Source organism: Flavivirga aquimarina (assembly GCF_030540835.1).
Taxonomy (GTDB): domain Bacteria; phylum Bacteroidota; class Bacteroidia; order Flavobacteriales; family Flavobacteriaceae; genus Flavivirga; species Flavivirga aquimarina.
On the sequence record NZ_JAUOEK010000034.1, the window covers coordinates 1 to 23,841 of the forward strand.

Consider the following 23,841-nt stretch of genomic DNA (forward strand, 5'->3'; position numbering starts at 1 on the left):
GATACCTATGACTTGTTCTCTATAAAAACCCTATTCTCATCTCTAAATTTAGAAAAAAGAAACTCCAAGACTTCATATAAATCAAATCTTGGAGTTTTTATGTCTTATAATCATTATATCGACCTAAATTCTGAATGCGCCTTCTAAATGCAAACTTTGGAATTCTTTTCAATTAAAAAAGGAGTCTAGAACAGACTCCTTTTCCTTTACCCAAACAAATAAACTTTATAATAATAAATATCTTTAAGATACTAATTATCAGTTTACCTGAAATTATTTGCCACAATGCCTTTGTTTTTAAAACTAAAAAAATTTAGCTAACCCTATAAAAACAAAGTTAACCCTAAATAATGTGGCAGGTTAATATTGACAATAGCTTTACAAATATCTAGAAACTCCTGCTATTACAAGCATAAACGACTACTCATTCATTACTCAAAATGAATAAAATCACAATTTTTTAGAATTTAGAAACTTAAATTAGACGAAATAAGAAAATTTCACTTAATACTTTTTAAAAACCTTCGAAGGTTTTTTTAAGATGTTCAACCAATGTTGTTTTTTCTTTATTAATATGTATCTTTTTACTAATACGGTAGCGTTTACTTTCTATTGATCTTACAGATGCATTTAAGAAAACCGCAATTTCTTTACTCTTAAAACCAACATACAAATAATAACAAATAATAATTTCAGAATTATTTAACTTCGGATACATTTTATTGATTTTCTGAAAAAATTCTACATTAAGATCATTAATCAGATCTAAATGATTTTCACTCTTATCCAAAATTATTGAAGAATTAAGGTGTAAGGCTTTATATAACTCTCTAATTTTTGCGTGTTGTGTAGGTACATCACCTATGGTTGATATATTTTTTATTTCTTTTTTTAAGTTACTTATGTAACCCTCTAAGCCCTTAACTTTTACTACCAATTTTTCATTATTAGACTTTAAATATGATAAATGACTGGTTTGGTTTCTTAAATTGGCTATTTTAATCTTCTCCTTTCTGTAAAAAACGACATAAAAAAAACTTAACAATCCTAAAACAAGAAATAAAATTATAGCCACTAAACCATTAAAATATTTCTTGTCGCTTTCTGCTTCTAATTCAGATGCCGTTTTTACTAAATCGTTGTTTACCTGAAAACTAGTACTCATCATATCCTTGTACATTTTGTTTTCTAAAATTGTTAAAGAATCTGCATATGCCTCAGCCATTTTTACATTACCAGAAAATCTATAAGAATTGGCATACAATTTTAAATAGTCTTTCTCAATATCCCTTATCATAAAGCTTCTTTTCTTCGATGATTTTAACAGGTAATAAAATGTGGAATCCATTTGCTTCCTTTCAAAATAAAGATTTGCAAAACGTACATCTAATGCAGATTCAAAAGAGATATAATTATAAGCTACAGTGGTAGGATCACTTTCTAAAGCTTTAAACTCATTAAAGTATGTAAGCCCTTTCTCTAAATCATTAACACTTAAACAATTGGAAGTAAGCATAAAAGCTGCAAACATATAGAAATAAGAATCACCTTTAGCCTTTTTATAATCCTCTAAATTATCTAATATAAGCGCATTACACATCTCGTATTCTTTATCAAGATATTTAGCATAAGCGAACATTAGATCCACCTCAAAATCGCCATAATCATAATCGGATAATTCATAATACGTTCTGGCTTCTTTTAAGTGCTTATATGCCATAACATCCTTACTAGCATAGTAAAGACACAAAAATAATTCTAAACTAGCATCTCCAGCAATTTTATAGTTCTCTAGCTCCACTGCATACTTCAATGCCAATACGTAACTTTGATATAATTTTATATAATCGTTATTCTCGTCATAAATCAAAGATTTCAACATATAATATTGGGGAAGACCTTTCTTGATGTAACTGGTAACCGGTTGTGGAATAGAGTCTAAAAAAACTATAGTTTTTTTAATATCGTAATCAATATACGCATCAGCAGAATCAACAAACCGTTCATATACACTTGATTTCTGACCATAACTCAGGGTGTTTACAAACGATAAAATTATACAAACATGAAAAAAATGGTACCTTAAGCAAAACATCTTTTTTATCAAAATTTTAAACTATAAATTAATACGTTGTAAAAATATACGACTATTTTACATTGTAAGCAAAATCCTATAAAGTTTATTTCTAAAAATATTTTAGATAAATATTATTTCCCTGAATTCTTAATTAGGAAATAAACTCTTATCTAACCCCGGAACGATACGTAGTGCATTCTTATAGTAGACCTTTTTTAATACATCATCGGGTAAATCCATACCATACATTGGCCAAAACGCATGATATTTTTTATGATACGGAAAATATTCATCGTCACTTTCTAGCACTCTAAAATAAGTTGGAAATTCTTTAGGCTTCCAACTATCCTTTCCAAACAATATACGGTCTTGGTATTTTATAAAGAATTTTTTAGCAAATCGAGGCTGTCTACCTAATTCTGCTATTATTGCTGCAATTCCTACATTCATATTTGGTATCTCATCTAATAAGGCTCCCAATTTCCCCAGATCGTTGGCATACCAGCCCATATGTGCATTAATGAATATAGTTTTAGAATGCTTTTTAAACATACTATGTTGCTCTGCAATGATTTGTTCCCAAGGTGCCGGATTCGTATCACTTCGTTTTCTACGCGGATGTGTTTTTAGTTCTAACCAACGTTCATTGTCTCCATTAAAATCATCCCAAAAAGATTTTGGGTCTGCAGCATGGATAAGAACAGGGATCCCTAATTCACCACATTTAGCCCAAATAGGGTCTAACCGGGCATCATTAATAGCAACTCTTTCTCCTTGAGTATCTTTGTCTCTTAACCCTAAACTCTTATAGACTTTTAAACCACGTGCACCATTTTTAACATCAAGCTCTAATTGGCTTACTGCTTTTTCTATCCATCCCTTTTTTCCAACATTTTTATTAAAATTAATATTTGCAAATACTACAAAACGGTTTGGGTAATGTTCGTTGATATTTCGAACAGATTTTTTCAAATCGTTTCCTGTCCTTCCACTTAAATTAACCATAATCTGCATGTTTAAGGTATCCATAGCTTTTATTACAGGAGTTAAATCTTGAGTTGACATTTTATATTGATGTCCATGTACATCTATAAAAGGGAATTTAGCACGATTTATAATCTTACCGGGAACAACCAATGTAGACTTGGGGTTATAGTCTTCGAATGATATATCTTGAGCTATCACAAAGCTTGTAAAAAGAAAAGTAAATGAAATAAAGATGAGTTGTTTAATATTCATATTTCAATGGTTTAATTAAGCCATAAAAATAAACATCTTACCCTATCTAAACTAGTACTTTATGATGTGTTTAACTAAAAAATGCGTCCGTAATAGTCTAAATCGACAATCACACCTTTTGTCGTTTTGTAATCCCTTTTTATAGTGCCCTCAAATATGAATCCATTTTTCTTAGCAACTGCTATACTTCCAACATTACTGCTATTTGCTCGGCATAATAATTTCTTAAATTGATATACTTCAGAAAGATATTCTATAGTTAAGTCTAAAGATTTTGAAATAACACCTTGCCCCTCATATTTGGCATCGATAAAATAACCTATTTCAGCTTTTGGAATATTCCAATCCATGTTAAAAACATGAATTAAACCAATAAAAGCGTTGGTATTTAAATCACTTATTATAAAAGGAAAATAGCTTTTATCCAAAACCTTCTGTTCAATTTCACGGCAATAGCTTATCGTGTCATGAAGCGTTTTAGTTTTTGATACTGTTCCTGCAAAAAAGTCCTCTAATCGTTTTCTATTACTGTCTATCAGGTTAAACAATTTTTCACTCTCAACGAGATCTAAAGGTGCTATTTTAAAGTTTTTATATGTAATATTCATAGATACAAATTAATCATACTACAACTTCGCTTTTATAGTTTGAGCACGATACATAAATGATTCTTGCCAACGTTCAAACCGTTTATCAAACGTTGTTGAAAAAACTAAATACTGACATTTCCCTATACTTTCTGGAGTTCTTGTTACCTCTGCAAAATGACTCCCTCTAAACAAAAACTCAGCATCTTCAACAATACACATTTGCAACTTGTTTAAATTAATACCGTTTAAATAGAATATCTTGTTTAAACGTTTTGGAGTTGCTATAACAATATCTGTACCCACGTATATTTCATCTCGTTGGTTCTCAATATCATACTCTTCATAAGCACAATACACTCTTAAATCTGTGCCTCTTTTATATAAATTGAACTCCAATTCTAATGCCAAAGCGGCTTCTTTATCCTTGACAAAAATTAAAGCGCGAGGCGCATCTTCAAATGCCGCTTTTAACTTCTGAACCACACTTATAACCATACTGGTTGTTTTACCTGCATCTTTAGGAGCAATAGCAAATAAGCTAGCACCTCCTTTTATTTTGGATAAAACTTGTTTTTGAAATGCTAATGGTTCATCAAAACCTTTTTGCGTTATAGTATCTTTTAAAGGTTCAATGAGTTTTTTAAATGGCATAGTTGTTTCTCTTAATAACGGGAGTAAAGATAGTATTAAATACAACTAACAAAATTGTAAAAATAAAAGACTCTCTAAAAGAAGCCTTTTAACCCGCTCAAGGTATACATTTTACTTTTCAGCCTCAATTATTTTATATTTATATCCCACTTATAAAACTGCCATAAGGGTCTTTAAATTGAATACCCTCAGTAAATCTTTGTTTACTTAATTGCTTAAGTTCTACTAAAGCCCAAAGCACTAACTCTTTTACAAAATAGCTATCCTGTTTCGGTAAATTAGGCTGATGTTGACCTAACAAATCATCTAAAGGATAAATAGTATCTAATAAACTTCTATATTCCTTATCGCGAAGGTCATCTAATAGTTCAAAACCATCTTTCTGGTTAAAAAACCATGATATAATATCATCATAAGGACTTTCGTCTTCTTGCTTTTTTAGTTTTTCAATCTTCGGAAAAAGTTCATTAAACAAACTCTTAACTGCAGCTCCTATTAAATTATAGGCAACGACTGCTGCGCCTTCCTGTTCGCCTTCATAAACCAATTCTACTTTCCCTGTAATGGCAGGAATTATGCCAACAAAATCGCTTAAACGCAATACTGTCGTTTTATCACCGGATATAAGAGCCCTACGTTCTGCGGTACTTAGCAGGTTTTCCAAGGCTGTAATACTCAATCTGGCACTCACACCACTTTTAGTATCAATAAAATCATTTTCACGAGCTTCAAAAACAATTTGTTCTAATAAATCTCTGGCTAAATCCGGGACTAAAACAGTTTGTTTCTGCCCTTCTACTAATTTAGCTTCCTGCTCTGTTATTAATCTGGCAGTTTGTATATCTATTGGATAATGGGTGAGGATTTGAGAACCAATTCTATCTTTTAAAGGCGTTACAATACTCCCCCTATTAGTATAATCTTCGGGGTTTGCTGTAAATAAAAATTGAATATCCAATGGCAATCGTAATTTAAATCCTCTAATTTGAATATCCCCTTCCTGTAAAATATTGAATAAGGCTACTTGAATTCTTGCTTGTAAATCAGGCAATTCATTAATCACAAAAATACAACGATTTGCTCTGGGTATCATACCATAGTGAATTACTCTATCATCTGCATAACTCAATTTTAAATTAGCAGCTTTAATAGGGTCTACATCACCAATAATATCTGCCACCGTAACATCTGGAGTTGCTAATTTTTCTGCAAAACGCTCACTTCTATGTAACCAGAAAATAGGTGTGCTATCACCTTTCTCTTTTATCAGCTCAATGGCATATCTTGAGATAGGCTGTAATGGGTCATCGTTAATTTCGGAACCTTCAACACAGGGAATATATTCATCCAACAAATTTAACATTAAACGGGCTAAACGTGTTTTTGCTTGTCCTCTTAATCCCAAGAGATTGATATTATGACGGGATAAAATAGCACGTTCCAGTTCTGGAATCACTGTGTTTTCATAACCATGTACGCCTTCAAAAGTCGTTTCTTTATTTTTTATTTTCTGTATCAGGTTATCCCGCAATTCATCTTTAATAGATTTGGGTTGATAACCTGCTTTTTTTAAATCGCCTAGTGTTTGTATGTCCATATTTTCCTCTCCCTACCCCCTCTCTTTCGAAGAGGGAACTGTTATGGGAATGTATTATAATTTAACTTATATATCTATTAAAATTTTCTTTAAAAAATTGATAAAAGTATTTACTCCTCCCTTTCGGGGAGGTTGGGTGGGGCTTACCCCCTAATACGCTTCTTCCTATTCGTTTCGTAATCTTCAAAAATCATTTCCCCCAAACCTTTCAATCCTGTATAAAATGCTTTGCCTTGATTTGCATAGGTAAACTCTCTTACAAACTGTCTCAAATAATTATCTTGAGCAATCATAAATGTCGTAATAGGAATGTGTAAACGCCTTGCCTGCTGTGCCATAGCATAACACTTATTAACAATGTACTTATCTAATCCATTACTGTTTTTATAATACTGCCCATCCGGTAATCTAAAACAACTTGGTTTTCCGTCGGTAATCATAAAAATTTGCTTGTTGGTATTTCTTTTTCTTCGGAGTAAATCCATTGCCAATTTTAAACCTGCAACGGTATTAGTATGGTAGGGTCCTACTTTTAAATAAGGCAAATCTTTAATTTCAATCTGCCACGCATCGTTACCAAACACTAAAATATCTAGAGTGTCTTTTGGGTAACGCGTCGTAATTAATTCTGCCAATGCCATGGCTACTTTTTTAGCCGGTGTAATCCGATCTTCTCCATAAAGGATCATACTATGGCTAATATCAATCATTAAAACAGTACTCATTTGGGATTTATGAAGTGTTTCTTCGACTACTAAATCTTCCTCAGATAAGCTAAAATCTCCAATACCTTGATTAATCTGAGCATTTTTTAAGCTTTCTGTCATAGACACTTTGTCTAAAGCATCACCAAATTGATAATTTCTAAAATCTCCAGTATGCTCATCCCCTATTCCGATACTTTTACTTTTATGATTTCCTTGTCCGCTGCGTTTAATCTTTCCGAATATATGATCTAAAGCTTGTTGACGAATAGCGCGTTCGGTTTTTGCCGTAATAGCCATACCGCCATTACCATCAGGGTTAATCTCTTCTTTTATATAGCCTTTCTTTTTTAAGTCTTCAATAAAATCATCAATAGTATAATCCTCTGTAGTAAGTTCGTATTCTTTATCTAATTCCCGCAACCAACTAATAGCTTCATCAAAATCACCTGAAGTATGCGTAATAAGCTCTTTGAAAACTTCAAAAATTTTATCAAAAGGAGATTGAAAAGGAGCTTCATATTTTTTAAATACATAGCCTTTCCTTAAGTTTTTATTATTTATCATAGCAGTATAAAAATACTATATTTTTTCTAAAAATTTATATTAACATCACATTAAGAATCTCATAATTAGTTTTCCTTATCTTTATTTCACCTAATTAATTTAATAAATGAAACAAATACTCTACCTTTTAATGCTTTTAGCATCTATTTCTGTATTATCTCAGGAATTTTCAATGGATTTACTAAAAAATATGCAACCACGTAACATTGGTCCTGGCGGTATGTCTGGTCGTGTTACTGCCATTGATGTTGTACATTCTAATCCAGACATCATGTATGTGGGTACTGCTTCGGGCGGATTGTGGAAATCTACTTCGGGTGGTATTAAATGGCAACCTATTTTCGATAAAGAAAACACCGCTTCAATAGGAGCTGTTGCCATTCAGCAATCTAATCCAAGTGTTATTTGGGCCGGAACTGGTGAAGGTAACCCAAGAAATAGTTTAAATGGGGGTTATGGTATTTACAAATCGTTAGACGGTGGTAAAAACTGGAAGCTAATGGGATTAGAACAAACACGCCATATACATCGTGTTGTTATAGATCCAACAAATCCAAATATCGTTTATGTTGCGGCTATTGGTTCTCCATGGGGAGAGCATCCAGAGCGTGGGATTTATAAAACGACTGATGGTGGTAAAAGCTGGAATAACATATTATTTATCAATAATAAAACTGGAGCAGCCGATTTAGTTATGGATCCAACAAATCCTAACAAACTCATTGCCGCCATGTGGGAACATAAGCGCGATCCTTGGTTTTTTAATTCCGGTGGTAAAGGTTCTGGGTTACATATAACTCATGATGGCGGAGAAACCTGGAAAAAATTAACCGATAAAGACGGTTTACCAAAAGGGAATTTAGGCCGTATGGGTGTTGCTATTGCCGCAAACAAGCCTAACACTATTTATGCACTTATTGAAGCTAAAAAAAATGCACTATACAAAAGTGAAGACGGTGGTTTTAAATGGAAAAAAATAAATGATAAAAGTGATATTGGTAATCGCCCTTTTTATTATTCTGAAATCTATGTAGACCCACAAAACGAAAATCGCATTTTCAGTATATACACTTACGTAAACGTTAGTCAGGACGGCGGAAAAAACTTTTCGCAACTTATGCCTGCTTATGGGTCTGATAATGGTATTCATCCAGACCATCATGCCTGGTGGATACATCCTACTAATGGTAATTTTATGATAGATGGTAACGACGGCGGATTAAACATTACGAAAGATGGTGGTAAAACCTGGCGATTTATAGGAAACTTACCTGTAGCACAATTTTATCATATCAATATAGATAATGACATTCCTTATAATGTATATGGCGGCATGCAAGACAATGGCTCATGGAAAGGCCCTGCTTATGTATGGCGCTCACAAGGTATTAGAAATTCTTACTGGCAGGAAATAAGTTTTGGTGATGGTTTTGATGTCGTTCCAGACAAGGAAGATTCACGCTTCGGTTGGTCTATGAGTCAACAAGGTTATGTAAGTAGATATGATTCTGAAACCGGAAATAATTATACTGTAAGACCTACACACCCTGATGCCAATGTAAAACTTAGGTTTAATTGGAATTCTGCCATTAATATTGATCCTTTTGATTCCAGTACATTATACTTTGGAAGTCAGTTTGTTCATAAATCTACCGACAAAGGCTTAACATGGACGGTTATTTCTGAAGATTTAACAACAAACGACCCCGAAAAGCAAAAGCAAAGCGAAAGTGGCGGATTGACTATAGATGCTACTGGTGCAGAAAATCATTGTAGTATTTTAGTAATTGAACCTTCTCCCTTAGAAAAAGATATGCTTTGGGTTGGTACTGATGATGGTCGTGTACATATTACTCAAAATGGTGGACAGACTTACACCGATGTCTCAAAAAACATTAAAGATTTACCTTCTGGAAGTTGGATTGCTCAAATAAAAGCATCAAATAAAAATAAAGGTGAAGCTCTTTTAATAGCAAACGATTACAGACGTTTTAACTATACCCCTTATGCCTATAGGACTAAAAATTATGGAAAAACATGGCAGCGCATTGTTGATGCCAAGGATGCAAAAAGTTATACATTATCGATAGTAGAAGATATTGAAAACCCTAACCTGTTATTTTTAGGAACAGATGACGGTTTATATGTATCATTTAATGCTGGAAATAAATGGACAAAATGGACAAAAGGCTTCCCAACGGTTCCTGTAAAAGATTTAATTATTCATCCGCGTGAACATGACTTAATTATTGGCACTTTTGGTCGTGCTGCATGGGTTTTAGATGATATTCGTCCGTTAAGAGCCATTGCTAAGAACCAACAAATCCTAAATCAAAAATTAGAGTTATTTCAACCTCCTACAGCATACTTAGCTGCATATCAACAACCAACAGGAACCCGTTTTGGTGGCGATGCTATTTACCATGGAGAAAATAGAAAATCTGGAGCAAAAATATCTTATTATGTAACTATTGATGAAAAAGAGTCGCCTGATGAAGATAAGAATGATGATGATGATAATGATGATGATGATGATGATGATGAGACCCTGAATCAAGTTCAGGGTGACGACAAAAATGTCGTCAAATGGGATTCGTTAACTATGAAAATTTATGATGGAGACCGTTTAATAAGAACATTGAAGCAAAAAGCACCTAAAAAATCTGGCATCCACAAATGGATCTGGCTTATGGATGAAAAAGGTCCTCAAAGAGCATCACGGAAAATTAGTAAAAACAAAAATGAACCTGGAGGAGTTAAAGTAAAGCCCGGCACATATAAGATTATATTGAACTTTGGAGATCAAACTGCGGAGGAAATGATTATTATTAAAAACGATCCCCGTTTAAATAAGTCTGATAGTGTAATCAATGAAATATACAACGCTTCAAAAGACATTGAAAATATGACACAAACTATGGCTGATGCTGTAAAACAATTGGTCGAAAGCAAACAAATTGCAAAAAAATATCAATCAGAATTAAAAAAGCTGGATAAAGAATTATACAAAGATCAAATAAACACTTCAAAGGACATTGCCAAGAAGATAGATACTATTATTAGCCTGTTTTTAGGAAAAGAAGATAAAAGACAAGGCATTATACGTAGCCCAGAAGTTAATATTAATCAACGTATCAATATAGCAAACAGCTATGTTAAATCTAGACAAGATGGATTAACTACTACAGAAGTCACACTTATAAAACAGGCAAAAGAAGCTTTAAAAAGTGGAATTGATAAAACAAATACATTTTTTGATGAAGACTGGAAAACTTATAAAAATTTGGTAGAAGGCATAAAATTATCATCGTTTAAAGATGTAAAATCATTCTAAAACAATTTTTAACTATGAACTCGTTTAAACTTTTTGGATTTAAGCGAAAATTAGAAGTTTCTAGTTCTGTTGAAGGCTTTTTTGAGTTGCATAGCAGAGCTACGGAAGGAAAAAAAGACAAAAACAGAATTGAAAACAGCAATTTTTTAGCAAATTGAAAAAGTTTAAACGAGTTCTATATAAAAAAGGGTTTAACTATAAAAAGTTAAACCCTTAATTATTTTTATTTACGCACTTTTCGGGTAGTGCCCTATATTTTAATCGTTAGCGTCTTATTCAATCCGCTTTAAACCTTTTATGTCCTCAATCTTGATTTGTTTACCAATGGTAGAAATGAGTCCTTCTTTTTTAAATTGAGATAATACTCTTATGGCAGACTCTGTTGCTGTACCAACTATATTGGCAAAATCTTCGCGAGATAATAAAATACTAAGTGTACCATCTGGATTAACCCCAAAACTATCATGTATATATATTAATGCTTCAGCTAAACGTTGTCTTACAGATTTCTGAGCCATATTAACGATAATATCATCTGCTTCTCTTAGATCATGTGCCATATCCTTTAACACATCAAATGAAAATTTTGGATTCTTTTGAAGATCTGCAATGATTTCACTTTTAGGTATAAAACAGACTTCCATGTCGTTTAAAGCGGTTGCTTGTAAATTAGAACTCTCATCAGAAACTAGTGAACGCTGCCCCAGTAATTGCCCCTTTACAACCATTTTTACAATTTGGTCTTTACCATTTTCACTTAGCTTAGATAGTTTACAAATACCATCTTTAACACAATATACGCCATTTAGGGTTTCTCCTTCTTCAAAAATAACCGTACCCTTTTTAATAGTGTAAGAGGTCTTACAATTCGAAATACGTACTAACTCATCTTTAGTCAAAGACTTAAGTGAATTAAATTGCTTAATAATACATTGTTCGCACTTACCCATAATACTTAATTACTCATGATGTAAAAATAAAGAAAACATGACAATTATCATATTAAAATGAGCATTTACTTATAACCTTTGTAACAGGTATAAATGAGCAATAATAATGAGCAACAACACATGTTTCCATTGTGGGTTAGATGCTACATCTTCTACAATTACGTTTGATGATAAATCTTTTTGTTGTCATGGGTGTAAAACTGTTTACGAAATTTTTTCTGTAAACGATTTAACCTGTTATTACGATTTGCAACAAGCACCCGGAGCAACTCCTAAGGACGTTGAGGGCAAATACAATTTTTTAGATAATACTAAAATTGTTGAGCAACTACTCGAATTTAATAACGACGATACTCAAATAGTTACCTTATACATTCCACATATTCATTGTAGTTCATGCATCTGGATTTTAGAAAACTTAAACAAACTAAATCCAGCGATAAGTACATCAATAGTCAATTTCGGTAAAAAAAATGTGCGAGTCACTTTTAATAGCAAATCACTTTCATTAAAAAACCTCGTGGCATTATTAAGTAGTATTGGTTACGAACCTTTTATAAGCCTAGATGATTATAGCGTTGGCAAAAAACATATTGATCGCTCCTTAATTTACAAATTGGGAATAGCTGGTTTTGCCTTTGGAAATGTCATGTTTTTATCATTTCCAGAATACTTTCAAGTGGATGGTTTTTGGATAGAAAAATATAAGCCTCTTTTTAGATGGTTGATGTTTTTCTTTTCGCTTCCTGTTGTTTTTTACTCTGCCCAAGATTACTTTATTTCTGCATTTAAAGGGCTTCGTTCTAAAATTTTAAATATTGATGTGCCTATTGCCTTAGGTGTTTTAGTATTATTTATTAGAAGTTCATCTGAAATTATTTTTGATGTAGGTTCAGGCTTTTTTGATAGCTTAACAGGTCTTATATTCTTTCTATTATTAGGTAAATTTTTTCAACAAAAAACATATACATTTTTATCTTTTGAGCGTGATTATAAGTCTTATTTCCCAATCGGAATTACAAAAATAGCAGCAGGAGGAACAGAAGAATCCATACAGGTATACGATATTAAAAAAGGAGATCGGTTACTTATTAGAAACGAAGAACTCATTCCGGTTGATTGTATTTTAATAAAAGGGTCTGCACGTATAGATTATAGTTTTGTAACTGGTGAATCTAAAACGGTATCAAAACAGTCGGGTGATAAATTGTTTGCTGGAGGAAAACAATTGGATGGCAGCATTGAAGTAGATGTATTAAAATCGGTTGAGCAAAGTTATCTAACACAACTTTGGAGTAACGATGTCTTTAAAAAAGACAAAGCATTATCGTTCACCAATATTACCAATCGTATTAGTAAACGCTTTACCATTGTTATTTTATTAATTGCATTAATAGCTACCACATTTTGGTTATTAACAGACTCCAGTAAAGCATTAAATGTTTTTACTTCGGTACTAATTATAGCCTGCCCTTGTGCCATTGCGTTATCTGCACCCTTTACTTTTGGAAACATTTTACGTATTCTGGGGAAGAAAAAATTCTATTTAAAAAATGCCAGTGTTATTGAGCAATTAGCTAAAATAAACACCATCATCTTCGACAAAACAGGCACTATAACTGCTAATAAAGAAACAGCTATAAATTATGAAGGATCACAGCTTTCTTTAGATGAAGAAACTTTATTAAAAAGCACCTTACGAGGGTCTAACCATCCCTTAAGTAGATCGTTATATAATATCTTAAATAAGCATGACATTCTTACTCTAGATACTTATGAAGAATTTTTAGGAAAAGGCATTGAAGCAAAATATAAAGACCATAATATAAAAATAGGATCAGCTCCATTTGTTGGCTATACAAATGATACGGCAACGTTAAATACAACCGTTCACGTTAGCACCAATAACCAATATAAAGGTAAGTTTACATTCTATAATGCCTACAGAAAAGGAATTTCTCAATTATTTAATACGCTTAAAAAAGAATATGATTTAGTGATTCTTTCTGGGGATAATGCTGGTGAAAAAGATAACCTAACAAAACTACTCCCAACTAAAACAAAATTACTATTCAATCAAAAACCCGAAGACAAATTAGAATACATAAAATACCATCAAAATGAAGGTGCTAATGTATTAATGGTTGGAGATGGGCTAAATGATGCCGGCGCATTAGCGCAAAGTAATGTTGGTATTGCTATTTCGGAAAACGTGAATGTCTTTTCCCCTGCCTGTGATGCTATTTTAGACGCTTCAAAATTCAATCAATTATTCAATTATATAAACATATCTAAATCCGCTATAAAAATTATTAAATGGAGTTTTGTACTCTCTTTTATATATAACATTATCGGACTGTATTTTGCTGTAACCGGACAGTTAGCACCCGTGGTAGCCGCCATATTAATGCCACTTAGCTCCATTAGTATTGTTGCATTTACAACTATTACAACCAATATTATTGGACGCAAATTAGAATGAGGGTTATATCACAGAGATCCACTGAGAATTCGCGGAGATTCACTGAGATAGCCCTAATGATTGATTGACGATAAAAAGACATTAAAAAACTTTGTGTAACTCAGTGAAAACTCAGCGAAACTCGGTACAACAACTACCACAGGAGAAGATAATAAACAGAACATGATAAAAGTCATTTTTTAACAATAAGTATGACAGTAATTTTGAACCATAACTTCAAGTAGGTATGAGTGTTATTTATATTTTATTAGCTATAAGTATTATTGTAGCTGTTGTTTTTTTTATAGCCTTTATAATAGCTGTAAAAAAAGGACAGTATGATGATAGCTACACCCCTTCTGTAAGGATGCTATTTGAAGACGAAATCGTTAAAGAGAATTCCAATAAAACAATACTAACCAAAAAAGATTAAATAATTAATAATTATGGAAATGCAGCAATTTCATTACGATAATAAGATCGTTAAAAATTTCTTATACGCCACCATGCTTTGGGGCGTTGTAGGAATGCTGGTAGGCTTGCTACTAGCATTTATGTTTTTATTCCCTAATCTAACCGACGGCATTTCATGGCTTAGCTTTGGTAGATTAAGACCATTACACACTAATGCCGTTATTTTTGCTTTTGTTGGTAATGCCATTTTTGCTGGAGTTTACTACTCTACACAACGTTTGTTAAAGGCCAGAATGTTTAATGATACTTTAAGTAAAATTAACTTCTGGGGTTGGCAACTTATTATCGTAGGTGCAGCAATCACATTACCGCTAGGGTATACTACATCAAAAGAATATGCCGAATTAGAATGGCCTTTCGATATTGCTATTGCACTTGTTTGGGTGGTTTTTGGATGGAACTTAATTGGAACTATTTTAAAAAGAAGGCAACGCCATTTATATGTTGCCATCTGGTTTTATATAGCCACATTCGTTACAGTTGCTGTGCTTCATATATTTAATAGTTTGGAGCTTCCGGTAAGTGCTTTAAAAAGTTATTCGGTATATGCCGGAGTACAAGATGCCTTAGTACAATGGTGGTATGGACATAATGCCGTAGCATTCTTTTTAACTACGCCTTTTTTAGGGCTCATGTATTATTTTATTCCAAAAGCAGCTAACCGACCTGTATATTCTTATAGATTATCAATCGTTCACTTCTGGTCGTTAATCTTTATATATATCTGGGCAGGGCCACATCACTTGTTGTATACGGCATTACCGGAATGGGCACAAAATCTAGGAGTAGCATTTTCGGTTATGTTATTAATGCCATCCTGGGGTGGTATGATAAACGGACTTTTAACCCTGCGAGGTGCCTGGGATAAAGTACGTACAGATCCTGTTTTAAAATTTATGGTGGTAGCAATTACCGGATACGGTATGGCAACCTTTGAAGGACCTACCCTATCACTTAAAAATGTTAATGCCATTGCTCACTTTACCGATTGGATTATTGCTCATGTACATGTAGGTGCACTGGCGTGGAACGGATTCCTAACCTTTGGTATGATATATTGGTTAGTGCCTAGACTTTTTAAAACAAAACTATTCTCTATCGGGTTAGCAAACCTGCATTTCTGGATTGGTACACTAGGTATCATTATGTATGCTTTACCAATGTATGTTGCAGGATTTACACAAGCAAGTATGTGGAAACAATTCAATCCAGATGGAACATTAGTTTACGGTAACTTCTTAGAAACTGTTACCGAAATTATGCCAATGTATTGGATGCGTGCTATTGGTGGTACCCTATTTATTACAGGTATGTTAATTATGGTTTATAATATTATTGTGACTATAAAACAAGGTAGCAAAGTTGAGAATGAATTAGCAGAAGCTCCAGCATTAGAGCGTGTTACTAAAAAACGTACAGCTAGCGAAGGATGGCATACTTGGTTAGAACGTAGACCAATTCAATTAACGCTTTTAGCAACAGTTGCCATTTTAATTGGTGGTATCATTCAAATTGTACCAACCATAATGGTAAAATCTAATATCCCAACCATATCCAGCGTAAAACCTTATACGCCGCTCGAATTAGAAGGCCGCGATATTTATATTCGTGAAGGCTGTGTGGGTTGTCATTCGCAAATGATTCGCCCTTTTAGAAGTGAAGTAGAACGTTATGGCGAATACTCAAAAGCAGGTGAATTTGTTTACGATCATCCATTCCTTTGGGGAAGTAAACGTACGGGGCCAGATTTACATAGGTTAGGTGGAAAATATTCTGATAATTGGCATTTTAACCACATGTACGACCCACAAAGTACATCATCAGGGTCTATCATGCCACGTTACCCTTGGTTAATAACCGGTAGTAGTAGCGAGTTAGACAAATCTCAAACCGAAGCTAAAATGAAAGTTATGGTATCATTAGGTGTTCCATATACCGAAGAAGATATTGCCAACGCACAACAACACATGTTAGCACAAGGTTCGCAAATAGAACAAAACCTTTATACAGATCCTGATTTTGCCAACACCTACGAAGCAGATAAAAAATATGCTACCGAAAATGGTGAAGACTTTGTTGAAATGAAAAATAGAGAAATCGTAGCACTTATAGCTTATTTACAACGCTTAGGAACCGATATTAAAGTAGAAACAGCACAACAATAACCATCAAAACAGACAACCATGTTAAAATTTGTAAAAAACCATATGGAGAGTATTACAGGCATCGAAATTTATCCGATGATTTCTTTACTCATCTTTTTTATATTTTTTGTTGCACTTTTCTGGTGGGTCATTACCGCTAAAAAAGACTACATAAAAACCGTAAGTAATATTCCATTAGATAACCAAAACGACGATATATCATGCAAAAATTAATCCCATCTTGGATACGAGTTCCTGTAGTATTCTTTATTATTTTCGGAGCTGTTGAATTCTTTATAGATTCAGGAGAAAAACCAGCATTTATAGAATTTCCTGTTGTTCTACTATTTCTTTTCTTAGTCCTCCTTATTTTAATTGCGATTGAAGCTATTGTGAGTGCATTAGAAAATGTCATGCTTCATAAATTAGATGAAGAAGCCAAAGCTCGGTTTTTAGAAGAAAAAGAAAAACAATATCAGTTTAACTGGATTAAAAATATTTATAAAAAACTTTTAGGCTCAAAACCAATAGAAGAAGAAGGTGAAATTATTTTAGATCATAATTATGATGGCATAAAAGAGTTAGACAACAACTTACCACCATGGTGGCTATATGGCTTTTACATCTCTATTATTTTTGCAGCTGTTTATTTATTGAAGTATCATGTTTTTAATGGAGATACTCAAATTGATGAATTAGAAACCGAGTTGGCCGAAGCAAAAACGGCTATTGAAGCCTACAAAAAAACAGCTAAAGATATGGTAGATATTAATACCGTTACCTTGCTTACAGAAGCTTCAGATTTAAGTGCGGGAAAAGCTATCTTCGAAACCACATGTGTTGCTTGTCATATGGCAGATGGCGGTGGTGGTATCGGGCCAAATTTAACAGATCAAAATTGGATTTTAGGCGGTGGCATTAAAAACGTTTTTAGAACAGTTTCTGAAGGTGGACGTTCTGGCAAAGGTATGATTGCCTGGAAACAACAATTAAAACCTTTACAAATGGCACAAGTAGCAAGTTATATTTTAACATTACAAGGTACAACACCAGCTAATCCTAAAGCTCCAGAAGGTGATATATGGGTAGATGAAAATGCACCTGTACAGGAAACGAATACAACCCAAACCGATTCTTTGACAACTTCGGTTAATTAGAACTATATAGACTGTTTGGTTTCGTCTGCTGAATTTATTTTCAGCACCTAACCCAGAAGACAAGTCTATAAAAAATAAAAAACCTTGGAAACCCCAGAAAATGAAACATTCAGAGACTCAATAGGTACGGTTACCGAAGAAGGTAAACGTGCCTGGGTATTTCCAAAAAAACCTAGCGGTAAATTTTATAAATACCGCAAATGGGTGAGCTATGGGTTACTGGCATTTTTATTACTGTCTCCTTTTATAAAAATAAGTGGGAATCAGTTTTTAATGTTCAATGTTTTAGAACGCCGTTTTAATATTTTTGGATTTCCGTTTTGGCCTCAAGATTTTCATTTGTTTGTGGTATCTATGATTATTGGTATCATTTTTATTACGCTTTTTACAGTGGCTTTTGGTCGGATTTTCTGTGGATGGATTTGTCCGCAAACCATTTTTATGGAAATGGTTTTTCGCAGAATTGAGTATTGGATTGAAGGTGACAGAGGAAAACAAATAAGACTATCGAAACAACCTTGGAATGCAGAAAAAGTTAGAAAAAAAGGGTTAAAACTAACTATATTCCTTATCATTTCTTTCATTATTGCTAATGTGTTTCTAGCTTATTTAATCGGAAGTGATAAACTTATTAGATATATTACTGATGGCCCTTTTAGCCATCTAAGCACTTTAATTTCATTACTAATTTTTACAGCGGTATTCTATTTTGTATTTGCATGGTTTAGAGAACAAGTATGTATTATTGCCTGCCCTTACGGAAGGCTACAAGGTGTCCTTTTAGACACAAAATCTATAGTTGTAGCTTACGACCATAAACGTGGGGAAGCAAAAAATGGGAGAAAGAAATTTAGAAAAAATGAAGATAGACAAGCCTTAGGACATGGGGATTGTATTGATTGCTTTCAATGCGTTAATGTATGCCCTACCGGAATTGATATTAGAAACGGTACACAACTGGAATGTGTTAACTGCACAGCATGTATTGATGAATGCGATCATATCATGGAAAGTATTAATCTGCCAAAAGGCTTGATTAAATATACTAGCGAAGAAAATATTGAAAAGAAAACGCCTTTTAAGTTATCAGCTAGATTGAAAGGTTATATAGCCGTACTTTCTATTTTAATTGGTTTATTAACCGGTATGTTATTTTTAAGAAATGATGTAGAAGCCAACATTTTAAGGTTACCCGGACAATTATATGAACACAAAGAGAATAATATCATAAGTAATGTTTTTACTTATAAATTAGTGAACAAGACGACCAAAGATATTGAAAACGTGAGTTTCAAATTGATGTCTCATAAAGGCGATTTAAAACTAGTAGCTACACACGATAGTTTTGTAGTACCAAGCCAAGGAATTGCAGAGGGCACTTTATTTATCGAAATAAATAATTCGGCATTAACAGGCGATAGAAATAAAATAAAAATTGGCGTATACGCTAATAACATATTAATTGAAACAACAACGGCCAATTTTTTAGGGCCAAGGAGTTATAAATAAGTTGGCTGTGCCCAGTGGGCAGTAAACAGTTTGCAGAATGTGATGTAAACTATTAAGTATGATAGAAAGCTCAATTCAAAGAGAAAGGGCACAAAAATAAAATGAGTATTAATTAAAAATAAATGCCTTCCCGATAGCTATCGGGATTAGCAGGAATAAAGATTATGAAAATAAACTGGGGAACAGGAATCGTATTTGCTTTTATAGGTTTTATAAGCTTTATATTGTACTTCGTCATTACCATGAATGTAGACGATAAATACGATCATGATTTAGTGACTGAGGATTATTATGCCGAAGAATTGGAATATCAAAAAGATATAGATAAGCTAAAAAATGCAAAAAAATTAAGCGAAAATATTTCGTATAAAAAATCAGAGGAAGGGCTAATCATTAGTTTTCCTAATAATATAGATTTAAAAAAAATTACAGGAAAAGTGTTCCTATATAGACCATCTAACAAGCACTTAGATTTTGAAACTTCCATTTCATTGTCTAAACCCACTTTGCTCATACCTGACAATCGTTTGTTAGATGGTCGCTGGAACATTAAAATAGATTGGCAATATAACGGAAAATCTTATTTATTTAAAGAATCTATTAATTATTAAACAAACATGCTAATTTCTGCATTTGTATTAGGGCTATTAGGAAGTTTTCACTGTGTAGGCATGTGTGGGCCCATAGCCTTTATACTTCCAGTAGATAGAACTAATACATATAAGAAAGTATCTCAAATTACTATTTATCATGTTGGAAGATTATTAGCTTACAGTAGTATTGGTTTAATTTTTGGTTTTATTGGTAAGAGTCTTTACATTTTTGGCTTTCAGCAGCAACTCTCTGTTGCTATTGGTCTTTTAATGATATTGATTGTATTAATTCCTGAAAAAACATTTAATAAGTACAATTTTTCAAAACCTATTTACAAGCTTATTTCTAAAATAAAATCTGCTTTAGGTAGTGCTTTAAAAAAGAAAACTACAGATACCTTTTTAACCATTGGTTTTTTAAATGGTTTCTTACCTTGCGGACTTGTTTATATGGCTTTATTTGCAGCTATTGCCGGCGGAGATGCATTAAAAGGAAGTTTGTATATGGCTGTTTTTGGATTAGGAACTGTTCCGCTAATGACTACAGCTATTTATTTTAGTCACTTTTTAAAAGGCAGTGCCAGACAAAAAATACAAAAAGCAATTCCCGTTTTTGTTATTTTTATTGGTTTACTTTTTATTCTTCGTGGTTTGGGTCTTGGTATCCCTTACTTATCCCCTGCTCCTATTTTAGATAGTGTTTCTAGTACCATAGAATGCCATTAAACATCATTCTATTTTACTCTAGTATATTATAAAGCTAAAGCGAAATACATTAAAGTGTATGGTTTTAACTACTTTTGAGACTAAAAAAAGGGAAAAGTGGTTTAAATTTTTAATTCCTCTAACCTAATTAATCTTAAAACCACTCTTATTCCCTTTTCAACATTACTTCTTATTTAAAATTTTAGACTAACGCCCTTACTAGTATATGCTTCACATATGCAGACTCAGAAAATAATCCACAAGACAGACTCAATGCCAATAAGGCATGAATTTTTTATTGAATCTTTTTAGCTTTTTGTTACTTTAGGTGTACTCTTAGTCGGTATTTTCTGTGTCTTTTTGTCTATTTCTATTTCCTCTAATAGGTATCACATGCTGCTTAAACAATGTTCTTAATTAAAAAAAATATCTTCCATATAGGTTTTAGAAAAAAAGAGATTGATAACTCTATTCTTTAAAAAGTCATATGATAAGTTTTTGTTGACATTTTTAGGCTCACCTACAAAAGCAGACAATCACCTACATTTCAATAATTTACCCCCACTCTTTTTTTATTATATGCAAATATATGAATTTTCCCATTAAAGGGAGAATTAAATCTTACATTTAAACATAATTTAAAATGAAATACTTTTTAAAAACAATTAAAAAACCTAAATTATCCCATGTTAGGGAAAATTAATATGTTTAACTATAAAAACTACTCAAATATGCCAGCACTACAACATAACATTGATTTCAATAAGGCCAGTTTTAAAGACTTTGAAAGCATTCCAAACCATAATTCTTTTCAAAGCGCAAAGGCTTTTAAAGAATTTACCGATTATATGGAAGTTCAAGGACATATGAATTACCGATTCGTAACACATAATGGTTGTGGTGCAGAAGTATTGGTTAGTTCTCCTTTTGATGATAAACCTCAAAGATGTATAAGTCTTGTTTCTAATGATTACCTAAATTTCACCCAACATCCAAAAGTCAAAGCTGCAGCTATTGAGGGTATTCAAAAATATGGAACAGGAGCTGGCGCATCACCACTTATTGGTGGACATCATGAATATCATGTCATGTTAGAAGATAAGCTATCTGCTTTTTTTAACAGACCTAAAGATTCTTCCATTATTTATACCACAGGTTATACCGCGAATAGTGCTACATTATTAGCAATGCTTAAAAAGAATGATTGTGCCATTGTAGATATGGCAGTCCATGCTAGTGTCTATGAAGGTTTGCTAGAAACAAATTTTAAAAGATTCCCACATAACAGCCTCATCCATTTAGAAAGAGCTTTATCCGATGCACAATCAAAATATCAAACAAGAATGGTTGTTATTGATGGTGTGTATTCTCAAAATGGAGATCTAGCTAAAATGGATGAAATTTACGAACTCACTAAACAATACGGAGCTTTCCTTATGGTTGACGATGCTCATGGTATTGGTGTTTTAGGTAAAAATGGTAGAGGAGCTATTGAATTATTTAATTTATTAGATAAAGTTGATATCATATCTGGAACGTTGAGTAAAGCATTCGGACATATTGGTGGATTTGTAGTTTCTAAACCTGAAATTGCAAACTATCTTAAATTTCAATCGCGCCAACAAGTTTTTTCTTCCACTTCTACACCAGCCATTAACGGCTTACTAACTGCAATTGATTTAATTGATACCGAGCCTCTATGGCGCATTAAACTCGCAGAAAATGTCGCTTATTATAAAAAAGGATTACTTGATATGAAATTAGATATTGGAGCAAGTGCTTCTCCAATAATTCCTATAAAAATAGGTGACCCCCATAAAACAGGAGATGCTGCAAGACTCCTTTTTAAAGCTGGAGTGTATGCTAATGCCATTGTTTATCCTGGAGTATCTCGCAAAGATGCTAGAATTAGAACAAGTTTAATGGCTACACATACCCAGGAACATTTAGATACTATTTTAAATGCCTTTGAATATGTAAATCAAAAGCTCAATATTTCTAAAGCAGATTGATTTTACTAAACTTTTTCTAATAAATTATTAGATTAAAAAAATTTATTAACGTTTAAATCACCATTAACGATTTACCCTATTTTCTTAAGTAAAAATGGTTTTTCTTGTTTATCCCAATAGTAACAATAAATAAATAAATTTGTTACATTAGTGAAATCTGATAAAAAATTGTTATGGCAAAAAAAACGTATCAAGGGGAATTTAACAACAAAGCCCGATCCATACAAAAACTTGTTGACGCAGTTGGGGTAGTAATAAAAACTAAGGGATACACAGGGTTAAGCGCAACAAATATTGCAAAAGCTGCTGGTTTAAGTCGTCGTCTTATTTCCCTCTATTTCGAATCTGTCGATGATTTAATAGAAACCTATGTTAGAGGAAAAGATTATTGGATAGCAGCTTCAGGAAATGTTGGCGAGATGATGGAGAAGAATAAAGGTGAAAATACCCAAGAAATTTTGGATTCCTTATTACAAAATCAATTGGATTATTTTTACAATAATACTGAAATGCAAAAAATCATATTGTGGGAGATTAGTCAGAAAACAGAAATCATGTATGAGGTTTGTGAAGACAGAGAGCGTTTAGGTTCAAAATTTTTCGCTTTATCAGATAAAGAATTACAAGGAAGAGATATTGATTTAAGAGCTGTATCAGGATTATTGGTTGCAGGAATTTATTATATGGTGTTGCATTCTAAGTCTACCGACACACTCTTTTGTGAAATAGACATTAATACCCCTGAAGGAATGAAAAGGATTAAAAATGCAATCAGCCTAATAATAGAAAATACTTATAATAATAATTAACCTAAGCCTACTATATATTAAAGAGAAAAAAATGCCTCAATTGACCATAAAATAGCTGTTTCTAGCTTCAATCAAAAAAGTTTAAACCAATTCATTTTCTCTTAAACAATAAACTAAAAGTCTGCTCCGTGAAATATGGTAAAACTGAATTCGTGTGAATTCGTGAAACCTGCCAGCCGGCAGGCTGGTTCGTGTCAAAAGTTTTTAGAAGCTGAAAGCGACATGCACTAAAGTACTATAGTTTTAACTCCATTTGAGACCAATAAAA

19 protein-coding genes are annotated in these 23,841 nt (G+C 32.8%); 12 read left to right on the forward strand and 7 right to left on the reverse strand.

The features are described 5' to 3' along the window. Positions 1 to 514: 514 nt before the first annotated feature. From Q4Q35_RS01670 to Q4Q35_RS01695, 6 genes are all read right to left on the reverse strand, one after another. The gene (locus Q4Q35_RS01670) at positions 515 to 2,095 is read right to left on the reverse strand and encodes a hypothetical protein (RefSeq protein WP_303276184.1); all 1,581 of its coding nucleotides are present in this window, start codon (positions 2,093 to 2,095) and stop codon (positions 515 to 517) included. 129 nt (positions 2,096 to 2,224) lie between these two features. Beyond that, complete coding sequence (locus tag Q4Q35_RS01675) at positions 2,225 to 3,316, reverse strand: amidohydrolase family protein (RefSeq protein ID WP_303276185.1); 1,092 nt, start codon at positions 3,314 to 3,316, stop codon at positions 2,225 to 2,227. Positions 3,317 to 3,390: 74 nt separating this feature from the next. Then, positions 3,391 to 3,924: a GNAT family N-acetyltransferase gene (locus tag Q4Q35_RS01680; protein ID WP_303276186.1), complete on the reverse strand. Its 534-nt coding sequence runs from the start codon at positions 3,922 to 3,924 to the stop codon at positions 3,391 to 3,393. Positions 3,925 to 3,942: 18 nt separating this feature from the next. Beyond that, positions 3,943 to 4,557 (reverse strand): DEAD/DEAH box helicase, encoded by a 615-nt coding sequence (locus Q4Q35_RS01685; protein ID WP_303276187.1) that lies wholly within the window; start codon positions 4,555 to 4,557, stop codon positions 3,943 to 3,945. A gap of 139 nt (positions 4,558 to 4,696) precedes the next feature. Continuing rightward, positions 4,697 to 6,154, reverse strand: coding sequence for a magnesium chelatase (locus tag Q4Q35_RS01690; RefSeq protein ID WP_303276188.1), 1,458 nt, complete (start codon positions 6,152 to 6,154; stop codon positions 4,697 to 4,699). A 143-nt stretch (positions 6,155 to 6,297) separates the two neighbouring features. Further along, entirely contained in the window at positions 6,298 to 7,425 is a 1,128-nt protein-coding gene (locus tag Q4Q35_RS01695) for a vWA domain-containing protein (RefSeq protein ID WP_303276189.1), read from the reverse strand. Positions 7,426 to 7,531: 106 nt separating this feature from the next. Here Q4Q35_RS01695 and Q4Q35_RS01700 point away from each other — a divergent pair, with 106 nt between their 5' ends. Next, positions 7,532 to 10,759, forward strand: a complete 3,228-nt coding sequence (locus tag Q4Q35_RS01700; protein ID WP_303276190.1) for a WD40/YVTN/BNR-like repeat-containing protein — start codon at positions 7,532 to 7,534, stop codon at positions 10,757 to 10,759. A 14-nt stretch (positions 10,760 to 10,773) separates the two neighbouring features. After that, positions 10,774 to 10,917 (forward strand): hypothetical protein, encoded by a 144-nt coding sequence (locus Q4Q35_RS01705; protein ID WP_303276191.1) that lies wholly within the window; start codon positions 10,774 to 10,776, stop codon positions 10,915 to 10,917. 114 nt (positions 10,918 to 11,031) lie between these two features. On the opposite strand, the gene Q4Q35_RS01710 is transcribed toward Q4Q35_RS01705, so the two are convergent. Further along, entirely contained in the window at positions 11,032 to 11,709 is a 678-nt protein-coding gene (locus Q4Q35_RS01710) for a Crp/Fnr family transcriptional regulator (RefSeq protein ID WP_303276192.1), read from the reverse strand. Between the two features lie 106 nt (positions 11,710 to 11,815). Here Q4Q35_RS01710 and Q4Q35_RS01715 point away from each other — a divergent pair, with 106 nt between their 5' ends. From Q4Q35_RS01715 to Q4Q35_RS01760, 10 genes are all read left to right on the forward strand, one after another. Continuing rightward, positions 11,816 to 14,191 carry a heavy metal translocating P-type ATPase gene (locus Q4Q35_RS01715; RefSeq protein ID WP_303276193.1) on the forward strand — a complete coding sequence of 792 codons (2,376 nt, stop codon included), beginning with the start codon at positions 11,816 to 11,818 and terminating at the stop codon, positions 14,189 to 14,191. A gap of 226 nt (positions 14,192 to 14,417) precedes the next feature. Then, positions 14,418 to 14,603: a cbb3-type cytochrome oxidase assembly protein CcoS gene (gene ccoS, locus Q4Q35_RS01720; RefSeq protein ID WP_303276194.1), complete on the forward strand. Its 186-nt coding sequence runs from the start codon at positions 14,418 to 14,420 to the stop codon at positions 14,601 to 14,603. Positions 14,604 to 14,616: 13 nt separating this feature from the next. Continuing rightward, positions 14,617 to 16,809, forward strand: a complete 2,193-nt coding sequence (gene ccoN, locus Q4Q35_RS01725; protein ID WP_303276195.1) for a cytochrome-c oxidase, cbb3-type subunit I — start codon at positions 14,617 to 14,619, stop codon at positions 16,807 to 16,809. Positions 16,810 to 16,827: 18 nt separating this feature from the next. After that, positions 16,828 to 17,022: a CcoQ/FixQ family Cbb3-type cytochrome c oxidase assembly chaperone gene (locus Q4Q35_RS01730; protein ID WP_303276196.1), complete on the forward strand. Its 195-nt coding sequence runs from the start codon at positions 16,828 to 16,830 to the stop codon at positions 17,020 to 17,022. Beyond that, positions 17,010 to 17,945, forward strand: coding sequence for a cbb3-type cytochrome c oxidase N-terminal domain-containing protein (locus Q4Q35_RS01735; protein ID WP_303276197.1), 936 nt, complete (start codon positions 17,010 to 17,012; stop codon positions 17,943 to 17,945). Before Q4Q35_RS01730 ends, Q4Q35_RS01735 begins: the two co-directional genes overlap by 13 nt. Before the next feature lie 84 nt (positions 17,946 to 18,029). Then, positions 18,030 to 19,454 (forward strand): cytochrome c oxidase accessory protein CcoG, encoded by a 1,425-nt coding sequence (gene ccoG / locus Q4Q35_RS01740; RefSeq protein ID WP_303276198.1) that lies wholly within the window; start codon positions 18,030 to 18,032, stop codon positions 19,452 to 19,454. Positions 19,455 to 19,618: 164 nt separating this feature from the next. Beyond that, positions 19,619 to 20,065: a FixH family protein gene (locus tag Q4Q35_RS01745; RefSeq protein WP_303276199.1), complete on the forward strand. Its 447-nt coding sequence runs from the start codon at positions 19,619 to 19,621 to the stop codon at positions 20,063 to 20,065. Between the two features lie 6 nt (positions 20,066 to 20,071). Beyond that, the gene (locus Q4Q35_RS01750; RefSeq protein ID WP_303276200.1) at positions 20,072 to 20,773 is read left to right on the forward strand and encodes a sulfite exporter TauE/SafE family protein; all 702 of its coding nucleotides are present in this window, start codon (positions 20,072 to 20,074) and stop codon (positions 20,771 to 20,773) included. 710 nt (positions 20,774 to 21,483) lie between these two features. Beyond that, the gene (locus Q4Q35_RS01755; RefSeq protein WP_303276201.1) at positions 21,484 to 22,764 is read left to right on the forward strand and encodes an aminotransferase class I/II-fold pyridoxal phosphate-dependent enzyme; all 1,281 of its coding nucleotides are present in this window, start codon (positions 21,484 to 21,486) and stop codon (positions 22,762 to 22,764) included. Positions 22,765 to 22,937: 173 nt separating this feature from the next. Continuing rightward, positions 22,938 to 23,573: a TetR/AcrR family transcriptional regulator gene (locus tag Q4Q35_RS01760; protein ID WP_303276202.1), complete on the forward strand. Its 636-nt coding sequence runs from the start codon at positions 22,938 to 22,940 to the stop codon at positions 23,571 to 23,573. Positions 23,574 to 23,841 lie beyond the last annotated feature (268 nt).